Genomic DNA, 13,396 nt, shown 5'->3' on the forward strand with positions numbered 1-13,396 from the left:
TCTCTAGCTCGAAGCACTAGTATAAAACCGCAACGCAAACCGCCAAAACCAAGTAGAAGCGAAAAACAAGGCTACTGCTAAGATTGCTGCACCTATCAACCAGCTAATTTCACTCCGACCCAACAGCGCTTGGGCTGGTACAGTGGTTAAAAAAGCTACTGGCATCACAAAAGTGAAGAAAAAACGGTAAGCAGTAGGATATGCTGCAATGGGATATCGTCCAGCTTCCAATAAACCACGCAACACTTCAGTAACGTTGTATATTTTGACAAACCAAATACTCATTGAACCCAGCATAAACCACAGGCTGTATAAAATTACAAAGCTGAACAATAACGGCAGCACACCAAGTAGATAGCCGTTTATCCCTACACCAAGGCGTTTACCTGCATAGCCAATGATAATACTACCAAAAATTAGATCCGGCAGTCCCCAAGGGGAGAGGGTATGAGTCGAAAGCCAAAACTGGCTGCGAATAGGTTTTAATAATATAAAGTCCAAAGTGCCTTCTTGAACATGACGGACAATGCGGTTCAAGTTAGACACTAGAAAAGTCGCAGAAAATCCTTGTAGTAAAGTAAAAATTCCTAAAACTACTAAAGCTGCTTCCCATGACCAGCCACTAAAAGTATAACCAGTGCGGTAAAACAAGAATAATCCAAAGAGGCTACCCGCAAGATTTCCCAAGCTGGTAAGGGTAGCGACGAAAAAATTAACGCGATACTCTAACTCAGATGCGATCGCAGCACCCCAAAATAGTCTTAGTACTTTCAAATATCTTTGCATCTTGCACCTCTAACCCAAAATGTGCCATCTGTCACTAAAATTTCTAAGATTACACAAGAACTTTACGTAAATTTAATATTACTTTTTATTCAGCAAAATTGCTAAACGTTAAGATGTTGTGGATATATTGTTGAAAACTAAAAAATTCTAATGCATTTAAATTTACCAGACCTAATTACAAAAATTGGCTACTTTGGAGTATGGGCAATTATCTTTGCTGAATCTGGCTTGCTAATTGGTTTTTTTCTGCCAGGAGATAGTTTGCTATTTACTGCTGGATTTCTCGCATCTCTTCCAAAATCAGGGTTTAATATTTGGGTTCTGATTTTTGGTGCTTTTGTTTGTGCAGTCCTTGGTGATAATATTGGCTACGCTACAGGACATAAATTTGGCAGAAAATTATTTCAGAAAGAAGATTCATGGTTGTTTCATAAAAAACACTTGGTAAAAACCCAGGATTTTTATCATAAACATGGCAAAAAAACACTAGTTTTGGCCAGGTTTACACCAATAATTCGCACTTTTGCGCCGATTGTGGCTGGACTTGGTGCGATGCATTACCGAACATTTATGTCTTACAACTTAATTGGTGGCTTTCTTTGGACATTTGGCATTACCCTATTAGGATTTTTCTTAGGAAAGTCTCTGCCACCTGAACAAGTAGATAAATATTTATTACCAATTATTGGATTAATTATAGTTGTTTCTTTAGTGCCATCAATGATTCATGTAATACAAGAAAATCGAGCAAATAAAAGTTAAAATAATTTTTTACTTCGTATAGATATTAGGTAGATTTATTTACTTAATATTGCTAAATATTGGTGATATATGGCTAAACTATCTAACGAACTACAACGCTATTTTTTTGAGGAAGAACGACCAGCAAAAGTGACTTTGGCAGAGATTCTATTGTTAGCGCAAGAAAGAATTTTTGGATTTTTGCTAGTTATCCTATCTCTACCTTCTGCTTTGCCAGTTCCAGCGCCGGGATATTCAACTCCTTTTGGCATCTTGATTTTTCTGTTAGCGATACAGTTAATCGCTGGTGCCAAAACCCCCTGGCTACCCAAGCGGATGATGAATCAGCCTATCCAACTCACAACAGTTCAGGGTTTTTTGAAAGCAGGAATTCCTTGGTTAAAAAGAATTGAAGCGATCGCTCGTCCTCGTCTAAACTATATCTGTACTACTTTACCCGGTAGAGTAACCATTGGTATAGCGATCGCTTTGATGGCAATTTCCATGATGATTCCGATTCCGGGAACTAATACCCTACCAGCAATGGGAGTTTTTGTAACCAGCTTTGGCTTATCGGAAGATGATGGTGCTATTAGCCTAGGTGGTTTGGTAATGTGTGTGATGGGTGCAGTTTTGACTACTTCCATACTGTTGGCGTTGATTTGGGGAGGTTCTAGTCTTCTCGACATCATCAAGACTTGGCTAGGTCGTTAAATAGCAAAAATACTACTTAAGTAGAATGACACAGAAACAGCAGAGTTTGATAATCTTCTCATGGCTATTAACCTGTATCTATTCCTAGAAAATCTCCTCTTTTTTGTAATTGCCACACTTTTTATTGTGGTTGTGAACTGGGGGTGGAAACACACAAAGCCTTATACGCTACCTTTACCATTTCCTGGTTGGTATAAAATCTGGTTTGGCTCAGTGCAACTGCTAGGAGGATTACTACCCTTAGTAGTGATGCTATTGTGGGGTGTCTGGTGGGGCGATCGCACTGTGTTGACTGTGCTTGGTTGGTATTTTATTATATTAGGATTGCAAATCATCTCTGAGATAGTCACACTCAGGCAGTTGCAAAATGTAGTGTGGGTAATGGTTCCTTATATATACTTGCCTTACCGCTTCTGGCAGTTATATGAGGGTTTGACACTTTTAGATTCTAGAAATGAGTTGGTATGGATACGATATTTATTGATTTTTGAATTGGTATTATGGATTGTTAACTACGTTATAGATGTTTCTCAATTGCCACGGCTGTTTCGCTGGGAAGTAGAATCAAACTCTGATCTTAGTTAGGGATTAATCGCAGAATTAGCCATTTTTATCAAAGAAGTGCGATCGCCTGCTTTCAACCCAACAACATATTGCACACCCTGTTGTCTCCAAGTCAAAGTAGCATCTGAGCAATTAGCACCACAAGTAAAATCCACAAAATAGCCAGTAATACCTTTAGCTAAGGATACAGCTTTACCATTCAGGCGGGGGGTTTTGCGGGTTACTGCTTCAGCAGAAATCACACCCAGACGACAAGCAGTTCCACCACTACAATCAGGACTGAAACCGAGCAAAATCTCGTAGTTTTTTTGTGTAGCAGCTTCTATAATTGCGTAAATTCGATTTTCCCCATCTGATTCAGGAATAAACTTCGGTAACAGAACCCTAATCTGAGTCTTTTGCTTTAATTTAGGCAAAATAGGTTTAAAAACTGGGTGTACCTGGGTTTTACCCTGGCTTTGTGCTATTAGCTGGGACTGGTTATTTATAGTCGCTATCGCTGACTTGTGAAAGCTGCTAACGCTGACTAATACAAATACGCCACATACAGCACTGATATTTCTGAAGCTTGAAATCATCTTTGAAAACCTATTTCGTTCTAAAAAAGGAGTTAGGAATAATTGAAGAAGAATTCAGAATTCAGAATTTAGGAATCAGAATCAAGACACTCTCTATGAGACACTGCGCGAACGATAACGCGCTTGCGTTACGTAGTGAAGACCATCAAATTTTCAATTTAGTGGGCGTGCAAAAACGCTGATTATTCATCGCGCCAGTCATACAGAATTCATGCTGAACGCGAAGAGTGTGCCGGAGGTATTATTCTGAATTCTGACTCCTGAATTCTGTTCGATAATTCCTAACTCCTCAGTTATAACTCTTAACTCCTAAGTCGTAACTTTTTACACCGCACAACTCAACTCGCCGGCTTTTTGACTAAAGCGGTGATTCTCCCGATAATCTACGGGACAATCTATCACGGCGGGTACATCTTGAGCGAGGGCTTCTTTCAAAGTGGGAATCAAATCTAAAGCCGATTCAACTCGGTAGCCTTTTAAACCCATACTTTCAGCGTATTTAACAAAATCAGGATTGCTAAAATGCACAAAAGATGAGTTTCCTTTGCCAAATTGATTTTCTTGCTTCCACTCAATTAATCCATAGCCACCATCATTGAAAATTATGGTGACAAAAGGCGTACCTACACGTAAGGCTGTTTCTAATTCTTGAGAATTCATCATAAAGCCGCCATCGCCTGTTACAGCAACAACTTTGCGTTTAGGATGAACGAGTTTTGCTGCTAAAGCGCCAGGAATGGCAATACCCATAGCCGCGAAACCGTTGGAAATTATGCAAGTATTGGGGCTATGGCAATGATAATGACGGGCCATCCACATCTTATGTGCGCCAACATCAGAGATAACGATATCATCTGGGCCCATCACTTGCCGTAAGTCATAAATTAACTTTTGTGGCTTAATCGGAAATCCGTCATCATGGGCATACTGTTCATAATCAGCCCGAATATCTGACCTTAAGCTGATAGCAAAAGGATCGGGTTTACCTTGTCTGTCTGCTAATTTTAGAATTTCATAGAGGGAATCTGAAATATCTCCCACGACTTCGGCGTTAGGAATATAACTACTATCAATTTCCGCCGGACTTACCCCAATATGCACAATCGGAATTTCACCATTCCGATTCCATTTTTTGGGGGAAAACTCAATCAAATCATAGCCGATCGCAATTACTAAATCTGTGTTATCAAAACCGCAGGTAATGAAGTCTCTTTGCTGTAATCCCACTGACCACAAAGCCAATTGATGTGTGTAGGGAATCACACCTTTACCCATGAAGGTATTAGCAACAGGTATATTCAGCAAAGTTGCAAATTGCGTTACGGCATCACTGGCATGAGCGCGAATTGCCCCATTTCCAACTAATATTAATGGGTTAACTGCTTGGCAAATTGCGGCTGCTGCTGCCCGAATGCTAGCAAAAGATGCATAAGTTTTTTCGCTATTATCCTTACGCAAAGGTTTGCCTTCGACAGGCATAGCAGCAATATTTTCTGGTAAATCGATGTGAACTGCACCGGGTTTTTCGGATTGCGATCGCTTAAATGCTTTCCGTACTACTTCTGGTGTAATACTCGGTCGCACAATCTGCTTATTCCACTTGGTAACAGGTGCAAACATTGCCACCAAATCTAAATATTGATGGGATTCGATGTGCATTCTATCTGTTCCCACTTGACCAGTAATTGCCACTAAAGGCGCACCATCGAGGTTAGCATCTGCTACCCCAGTCATCAAGTTGGTTGCCCCAGGGCCAAGAGTAGAAAGACACACCCCTGCTTTTCCTGTTAAACGTCCGTAGACATCGGCCATGAATGCTGCACCCTGTTCATGACGAGTTGTAATAAATTTAATCGAAGAATGTTTTAGCGCTTCCAAAACATGCAGGTTTTCTTCGCCAGGGAGTCCAAAAATATATTGCACTCCTTCATTTTCTAGGCACTGCACCAATAATTCTGCTGTATTCATTTTATTTCCCGACAACTCTATTAACGAATAAGACTTTTGTTTTTTGTCATTAGTCATTTGTCCTTTGTCCTTTGTCCTTTGACCAATGACCAATGACCAATGACCAATGACCAATCATTTAACCCACACGGTTTTCACATTGACAAACTCATGTATACCTTGGATGCTCAATTCTCTGCCATATCCAGAACGCTTAGTACCACCAAAGGGCAACCGAGGATCGGATTTGACCATACTGTTGATAAATACTGCACCTGCTTCGATTTCCTCAACCAAGCGATCGCATTCTTGGTCATTCGTTGTCCAAGCGCTTGCACCTAATCCAAAGGGACTGTCATTAGCGAGTTTAATGGCAGCATCGATATCAGGAACCCGGAATAACAAGGCTACTGGGCCAAAGAATTCTTCTTTTGCAATTGGTGTGTCAGGCGGGATATCTATGATAATCGTTGGCGGATAAAAGTTCCCTGGACGATCTGATAAAGGATGTCCGCCGGTGAGGACTTTACCACCACTTTTGGTAGCAGCTTGCACTTGTTGATCTAAATCCTGGAGAATACCAGGTGTTGCCAGTGGGCCTAAATCGGTATCCGGTTGCATAGGATCGCCTACTTTTAGCGCCTCGAATTTTTCTAAAAGCAATTTTTCAAATTGATCTGCGATCGCTTCTGCGACAATAAAACGTTTCGCTGCAATACATGATTGCCCGTTATTCAACATCCGTGCTGTAGTAGCTGTGACAACTGCTGTCTCTAAGTCAGCACTTTCTAACACAATAAATGGATCGCTTCCTCCCAATTCCAAAACGGTTTTTTTAATTTGTTTGCCGGCGGCGACAGCGAGGGATATACCTGCTGGTTCGCTTCCAGTTAAGGTGGCAGCTTTTACGCGGTCATCAGCTATTAAATCGGCAACTTTGGCAGCGCCTATTAATAGAGTTTGAAACGCACCTTCAGGAAAACCCGCGCGTCGGATAATATCTTCAATTGCCAAGGCGCACTGCGGCACGTTGGAAGCGTGTTTGAGTAAGCCGACATTTCCCGCCATTAATGCTGGTGCAGCAAAGCGGAACACTTGCCAAAAGGGGAAATTCCACGGCATCACCGCGAGAATTGCACCCATTGGTTGATAACGTACAAAACTCTGGCTGGCATCAGTTTTTACACTGACATCAGCCAAAAAAGCCGGGGCGTGTTCAGCATAGTAGCGACAGACGGCGGCGCATTTTTCGACTTCTGCGATCGCAGCTTTAAATGGCTTACCCATTTCTAGAGTCATTAACTTAGCAAATTCTGCTTTGTCTTGCTCTAAAATATCAGCAGCCTTTTGTAGCCATTGCGATCGTTCAGAAAAATCAGTCTGACGATACTTTTCAAAAGTCTGATTTGCCAAATCGAGTTTAGCAAAAATTTCTGTATCATTGAGCGCCTCAAAAGTTTTGAGCGTCTCCCCAGTGGCGGGATTGATGGTAGCGATCGCCATTACCTGACCTCCCGTTAAAAAATAGCTTCAGGTAGGCTTCCTAGTGTTACACAGATCAATTCTGGAAGCTACACCCAAATTTTAGTCTTTTAACCAAGAATTAGTCGCTTAATATTACAATTTTGCAATTAATTTTGAAATAAAAGATACAACTTAACTACGTATTTATCTTGAGAAATTAGTCATTCGTTATTAGTCATTTGTTAATTGGTTTTCCAATACCCATACCCAATACTTATCTACGAGAGACTGCGCCATCGACAATGACAAATGACAAATGACAAATGACTAATAGCCAATAATTGTTGGCACTTGCTGCAAATTTGTCTGATAAACCTTAACTAATCGATCAATACCTTTGAAACGATAGTCTCCCATTTCTTGGAAGTCTTCAGGTAGTGAAAGCATTTTATGAGTGGCTTGACTAATCACACATTCACTAGGGGGACAAACTGCTTCCATCCGAGCAGCAAGATTAATCGTCGCGCCTAATGCCGTATAATCTACCCTTTGGGAACTACCGACATCTCCCACAACAGCCTTACCGCTATTGATAGCAATCCGTAATTGCAGGGGTTCGTGCCAAAAACCATTGGCATTTAAATGTTCGAGACGAGTGAGCATTCCTTTGGCAGCAGTAACAGCGCGATCGGCGTGATCTGCTTGCGGTTCTGGAGCGCCAAAAAATGCCATAATACAATCGCCAATATATTTATCTAAAGTGCCGCCGCAAGTAAACACTTCTTTTAGCATTTCTTCAAATAAATTATTTAATAGTTGAGCGATCGCAGTTGGTGTTAACCGTTCAGAAATTGCTGTAAAACCTACTAAATCTGCAAATAAGATACTGATTTCGCTCTCGGCTGGTGCTAAACGGCCACCCGGTAATCCGCCTACAGAAATCAACTGCTGCACAACTGCTGGAGAATGATAGCGTTCTAATCGGTGACGAATCATCTCTTCAGTTTTGAGTTTCTCTACCAATAGCCAACGCTGCACACTCGAAGCTACAAGGTTTGCTAAAGCCGAAAAAAAGCTGAGTTCTTCCTCGCCTTCATTTGCCCAATGGTAAGAAGAAAGATTGGCATCGGCATAGAGTACGCCTACAACTTTATTTTCATCCCATAAAGGCACTGCCATCGCGCTACGAATGCCTTTGACTAAAATACTCTGTTCACTAGCAAACCGTTCATCCTGATGGGTATCGGCGGTTTGAATCACAACTTTTTCGTCAAATACCTTTTGACAGATACTCCGACTGATCCAACTTCCATCTGAGGGTAGATGTTTTTGTTGGGAAATATTTCTCGTAGCTGCGTTCACTAACTCTAATTGACCGCAACCATTAACATCAATTAATAGTCCCAAGCGATCAATACTATCAAGGTAACGAAAAACTACTTGCTGCACTTGAGAAAAAATTTCTTCTATAGATGCCGCTGCACAGAGATTTTTCGCTATGTCCACTAAGTCTTTGAGACGGGCAATGGTTTTGTCCTTATTGCTGATATTCCCATCCTTGCTATCAGCTGCAATCCATTGCTGTTGTAATTGTTCGACATTGTGCAGAATTGTTCTCTGCTCATTATTTTCCGAACTTGCGTGATACTCAGATATCGATTGAGCAACAGCGCTTGTGAGCATTACTACCAGGCTAACATTGCCCAACCAAACGATATCACCATGATGCAACTCTTGGGGACAGTTAATCAGATATTTATTGACTTGCGTCCCGTTTTTGCTGCCCAGATCCTCAATAGTCCACACACCGTCTGCTGTTTTCATCAGGCGAGCATGGTTGCGGGAGACTCCAGCAAAAGGTAAGTACAAGTTACATTCCGGCAAACGACCAATTGTGAATATACCTTGATCGACTGCGATCGTTGTCTCCGTATCTCCCTCTTTTAGGCGTAGCGTGAGTTCAGTCATGAATGTGATCCATCAAAGCTAGAGGTGCAAGCAACTCTCAGGTAAGTTCTACCCTATAGGTTAACCTCGCCTTTTCTTTATGACACTGTTAACTGCATTCCGACAACTGTATGTGACAGATATTACATTGAATCAGGCTATTTTGCTGGAGGTTTGTAGGATTTCCGCAAAATATCTGTCAAACTCTCGTTTCTCCGTGTCGTGCTAGTCGCTACAACGCAGAGGCTAGCGTCAAAAGGATTTCCCCCATGAGCGACTGATTTAATTGGGCGGTAATTCTAAACTAATGTGCTTCTCCCCTGGCTGGACAGTACTTTCAGGCTTGGGTTTCAATCATACTACTCAATCGCTACTCAAAAGCACCATCTTTAACCACATTTTTCGCGATCGCAAGCAAGCATCGCCCTAATCAAATGCTACTCATTCATTAGTGCCCATGTGGACTAAATATAATGTGACGAAAAGGGAATTTCGCAATGCCGCACCTGAATCCTTTACACAAGAGTCATTTTTTTACCCCTAAGAGACTGTCATGCCCAAACGCAAACACATATCTGCAATTGTACTTATCTTAACGTGAGTTCGATGAACCTCTCCCTCCCAGCCTCCCTCTCCGAAACGGAAAGCGAGGAGCAACGAAAAATTCAGCTTTTTGCTCCCCTCTCCGTGTCGGAGAGGGGTTGGGGGAGAGGTCAAATAAGACTTGTCGAACTCACGTTATCTTAATTTTAAGTTTGGTGTTTGTATGGTTCTTGGAAACTTTTGGTGATGATGAAAGATGGACTTACACTAAACGCTGTAGGGACAATTGATGAATTGCTCATACCTGAAAATCAGAGTTTTGGCTATTGTTTGTGTAAGCCCTCATCAAGTAGTCGATGAAATTTTATAAAGTATTGATCCAATGAATTCACCTTCCGCGCATCCGCTAATTGATGAGGTGACATTAACGACCGTTGTCCGTCGTATACTCGACAGTAAAACTGCCACTTTGGGCGAATGGCACTCCGAAGCGATCGCTCACCATATTGTTAATAACGTTACAGCCGGTTTGCAGCGCATTACTGGTATTGCTAACAATGGCAGCGAACAATTATCTTGGTCGGTAATTCTGAAGATTTTGCACCTACAACCAGAAAATGCTGGCTCTATTTTCAATTCCTCTAAAGACCCCACACACTGGAATTACTGGCAGCGTGAGGCGTTGATATATACGTCAGGAATCCTCAATAATTTGACTGACGACTTAGTAGCCCCCCGTTGTTTCGCGGTTACAGAACCGTCTCCTAATGTCGTCTGGCTGTGGCTAGAGGATATTCAGGGCAGTCCCGGCACTATTTGGCCCCTGGAGCGCTTTGGTGTGGCAGCCCGTCACCTTGGCTATTTACAAGGCAGCTATGTAATGGCGCAATTATTGCCTTCTGAGCTTTGGCTGAGTCGTGACTGGCATCGAGCATGGGTATCTAATATCGATAGTACTGCTTTAGAAGCGTTGCGAGAACCTGCTGTATGGCAGCACCCGCTATTAAAACAGATATTTTCCCCAGATATCGGCGATCGCGTCATGGACTTGTGGAGCGATCGCTATATCCTTCTCGATGCTGTGGACAAAGCACCCCATACACTCTGCCACTTTGATATTACGCCCAACAACTTGTTTTCTCGACGTAACGCAGATGGCAATGACCAGACTGTTCTCATCGATTGGTCTTTTGTTGGCTATGGTGTCTTGGGAGAAGACATCATAAATTTGGTGCTGGACAGCGTTTTCTTGTTGTTCGTCGATAGTTCATCACTGATACTCTTGGAAAAACTTGTGCTTGAGGGTTACTTAACGGGGTTGCGTTCTGCTGGGTGGAATGGGGATGAACGTGTTGTGCGCTTTACTTATGCTGCTTTCGCGGCACTTCATTTTGGTCTAATCGCAGGGAGGCTGTTAAAGCTAGTGCAAAACGAATCTCGTCATAGCTGGCTAGAGCAACGCTTTGGGCGAACTTTTGACGAGATTATCACATCAAGAGCGATCGCTATTACTCATGGATTAGAATTGGCAGACGAAGCCAGATTATTGCTTCCTTCGCTTTTTGTAATTAAGTAAGTTGGCGTTAAAAAAACTAAGTATGTTACGAAACGTAAATAACCTGAGTTCGGGTTAAAGATAAGGAGGTAAAAGCCACTCCAGTTGAAGGCTAGGTTTCTTAGGTTGATGACAATAAGCGATTAGGGATTTCCAAGAAATAAATTATCCAAATAAACAAACCACAGAGACGCAGAGAACACAGAGTGAAGGGAAATAGAGAGAATTTTGCTATCGACTTTGGGATATTTTTTTATTTGGAAGTCCCTTAATCCGCAAAGAACGTTAACGCAAAAATTAACGGGGCTTCGGTGTCTGGAATGTTCAATCTGAGAAATGTTCTTGAGTTGGTCGTTAATCGTCTCAATAATTGAGCGTTTACGGGACAAAAGCTTGTCATGAAGACGCATTAGCTTATTCTTCATATTGCGACGGGGTTTGGCAAAAAATTCAATTCCGAAGTCTTGTAAAAGTTGAGAAGCGAGTTTTTGGGAAACATAACCTCTATCGGCAAAGATTTTGCCAAACAGACCACTCAGTAAATCGGGTACTGGCTGACGGTCATCAACATTACCAGGAGTCAGAGATACATTTAAGAGTTGACCAAACTCATTGACGACCAGATGCAGCTTAAAACCAAAAAACCAATCCACATAAGTCTTGCCACGGGCGGCTAAACCTTCAAAAACCTTATGCCTAGAAATACGACGATTATGACATACCTTCAAACAAGTTGAATCGATAAAACCGATACCCGTACATTGTCCAAAACAATGCTTCAGATAGACACACAAAGGTATCAAGGTTGATGGCATCCATTCAATAAATCGTTGATAAGAAGGAAGACCTGGAAACGCAGAACTCCACTGCTGTTTTACTTGATTTAAATAAAAATGCTTGAAATTCCGGTAGTGATTTTGATGAAAAGCGATGATAATTGTCATGATTTCACTTAAACATAAGCTTTTACCACGGACACGTTTTATTCCTCCATGATTTAACAATTTTGGTTCTTCCGGTGCTTTTATGGTGATTACTAAATTTTAGTAAATTTTATTAACTACATTTTAATGATATTTATCCTTAAAACATAGACTGTGTAAGCATTGTAGCAGTTTCACGTATACTGAAATAATCCAAATAGCATGATTTATACTATAACACAGTAAAAATTAAGGCTTTCACGCAGTGTGCCGTAGGTATCGCTATGAAATTTACTGTAGAGCAAATCCTGAATCTGCCCGATATGAAAGTATTAGATTTTCAAGAAATTGAAGGGGAAGAAATAATTATAACGATAGAAAAAAGCGTTAACTATTCGACTTGCCCATCTTGTGGGCAAAATACTCAGAGTATACATCAAAATCATTGGCGGATGATTCATGATTTATCTTGGAGTAAAAAGCCAGTACTCTTAAAAATAAATCGTCGCCAGTTCAAATGTCATAAATGTAAAAAAGTCTTTAGTGAGAAATTGGATTTTGTAGATAAAAGTAAAGGATATACAAAAAGATTAGCAACAGACATAGTACAACAAGTATTAAATAGTAATATTCATAGTGTTGCCGAAAGGAATGGATTGAGTGATGAAGAAGTAGAATCAATGTTAAAAAAGCAAGCTTCACAAATATTAAATATTAATCTAAGCCAGGTAAAAAAGTTAGGTATAGATGAAATAGCTTTAGTTAAAGGTCAAGGAAACTACTTAGCAGTATTAGTGGATTTAGATACTCATAAGCCAATTGAAATAGTGCAATCACGACGAATAGAAGATATCCGTGAAGTAATTGCTGGCTGGGGATTTGAAGTACTTAATCAAATAGAATAAGTGAGTATTGATCTCTGGTCGCCTTATAAAAGCTTAGTAGAAGATTTAATGCCAAATGCTAACATAACTGCTGACAGGTTTCATGTGATGAAACAAGTAAATGATGAATTAGATCGGATGCGTAAAACTGAGAAGAAAGCAGCAATGTCGTTAGAAGATAAATCCGAAAAATCTCGCCAACTAGAGGCATTAACTAAAAGCAAATATAGTTTAATTAAAAATGAAGATTCTTTAAACGAAAAGCAAAAATCAAAATTAAACTCCGTGTTATAGGTGTCGCCGACTCTGGCTAAAATGCACGCACTTAAAGAACAATTCCGCCAGATATTTGAAACCACTAAATCTTGGGGAGATAGCATAACACAATTATTAGATTGGATGTATGATGCACGTTCATACTTTCCGAAAAGTCTAGGGACAATGGTGAGATGGTTTGGGGAAATAGTCGGTTATTTTGATGGCAGAACTACCAGTGGTACTGTAGAAGGAATTAATAATAAACTCAAGTTAATTAAAAGACTTGGGTATGGCTTTCGGAATTTTAGCAATTTTCGATTACGCAGTTTATTAAACTGGCACTTTTCTATTAATTCTCCATAAAAGTAACGGATGAACCACAATTTTTTGTGCCATTGCGCTTCAAACGCTTTACAGAAATCATCTACATGACAGAACAAAGCATCTAAACTAAACATAGGACAGGCTGCTGGATTTGTTGTTATTTTCAGC

The 13,396-nt window shown here is 40.8% G+C and carries 10 protein-coding genes and 1 pseudogene; 5 read left to right on the forward strand and 6 right to left on the reverse strand.

The genetic code is table 11. The annotated features are described in order from the left end of the window. Positions 1–3: 3 nt before the first annotated feature. Positions 4–786 (reverse strand): ABC transporter permease, encoded by a 783-nt coding sequence (locus tag GJB62_RS22290; protein ID WP_114083888.1) that lies wholly within the window; start codon positions 784–786, stop codon positions 4–6. A gap of 150 nt (positions 787–936) precedes the next feature. Here GJB62_RS22290 and GJB62_RS22295 point away from each other — a divergent pair, with 150 nt between their 5' ends. The 3 genes from GJB62_RS22295 to GJB62_RS22305 all read left to right on the forward strand — a co-directional run bounded on the left by GJB62_RS22295 (position 937) and on the right by GJB62_RS22305 (position 2,826). Next, positions 937–1,548, forward strand: coding sequence for a VTT domain-containing protein (locus GJB62_RS22295; RefSeq protein ID WP_114083887.1), 612 nt, complete (start codon positions 937–939; stop codon positions 1,546–1,548). Positions 1,549–1,617: 69 nt separating this feature from the next. Further along, positions 1,618–2,241 carry an exopolysaccharide biosynthesis protein gene (locus GJB62_RS22300; protein WP_114083886.1) on the forward strand — a complete coding sequence of 208 codons (624 nt, stop codon included), beginning with the start codon at positions 1,618–1,620 and terminating at the stop codon, positions 2,239–2,241. Positions 2,242–2,301: 60 nt separating this feature from the next. Beyond that, positions 2,302–2,826 (forward strand): hypothetical protein, encoded by a 525-nt coding sequence (locus GJB62_RS22305; protein WP_181852898.1) that lies wholly within the window; start codon positions 2,302–2,304, stop codon positions 2,824–2,826. Here GJB62_RS22305 and GJB62_RS22310 read toward each other — a convergent pair. The 4 genes from GJB62_RS22310 to GJB62_RS22325 all read right to left on the reverse strand — a co-directional run bounded on the left by GJB62_RS22310 (position 2,823) and on the right by GJB62_RS22325 (position 8,762). Continuing rightward, positions 2,823–3,383 carry a hypothetical protein gene (locus tag GJB62_RS22310; RefSeq protein WP_114083885.1) on the reverse strand — a complete coding sequence of 187 codons (561 nt, stop codon included), beginning with the start codon at positions 3,381–3,383 and terminating at the stop codon, positions 2,823–2,825. The genes GJB62_RS22305 and GJB62_RS22310 overlap by 4 nt on opposite strands. 324 nt (positions 3,384–3,707) lie before the next feature. After that, positions 3,708–5,351 (reverse strand): acetolactate synthase large subunit, encoded by a 1,644-nt coding sequence (locus GJB62_RS22315; RefSeq protein ID WP_114083884.1) that lies wholly within the window; start codon positions 5,349–5,351, stop codon positions 3,708–3,710. Between the two features lie 114 nt (positions 5,352–5,465). Further along, positions 5,466–6,833, reverse strand: a complete 1,368-nt coding sequence (locus tag GJB62_RS22320; RefSeq protein ID WP_114083883.1) for an NAD-dependent succinate-semialdehyde dehydrogenase — start codon at positions 6,831–6,833, stop codon at positions 5,466–5,468. Positions 6,834–7,121: 288 nt separating this feature from the next. Then, positions 7,122–8,762, reverse strand: a complete 1,641-nt coding sequence (locus GJB62_RS22325) for an adenylate/guanylate cyclase domain-containing protein (protein WP_114083882.1) — start codon at positions 8,760–8,762, stop codon at positions 7,122–7,124. Between the two features lie 904 nt (positions 8,763–9,666). Between GJB62_RS22325 and GJB62_RS22330 the strand changes: the two genes are divergently transcribed. After that, entirely contained in the window at positions 9,667–10,860 is a 1,194-nt protein-coding gene (locus GJB62_RS22330; protein ID WP_114083881.1) for a phosphotransferase, read from the forward strand. 122 nt (positions 10,861–10,982) lie between these two features. Here the strand turns inward: GJB62_RS22330 and GJB62_RS22335 are convergent, their stop codons facing one another. Further along, on the reverse strand, positions 10,983–11,783 hold the full coding sequence (locus GJB62_RS22335) for an IS982 family transposase (protein WP_209271453.1): 801 nt from the start codon (positions 11,781–11,783) through the stop codon (positions 10,983–10,985). A 263-nt stretch (positions 11,784–12,046) separates the two neighbouring features. On the opposite strand from GJB62_RS22335, the pseudogene GJB62_RS22340 reads away from it, so the two are divergent. Beyond that, a pseudogene (locus tag GJB62_RS22340) lies at positions 12,047–13,267 on the forward strand (ISL3 family transposase). Positions 13,268–13,396: the final 129 nt, after the last annotated feature.

This window comes from Nostoc sp. ATCC 53789 (genome assembly GCF_009873495.1).
Taxonomy (GTDB): Bacteria; Cyanobacteriota; Cyanobacteriia; order Cyanobacteriales; family Nostocaceae; genus Nostoc; species Nostoc muscorum_A.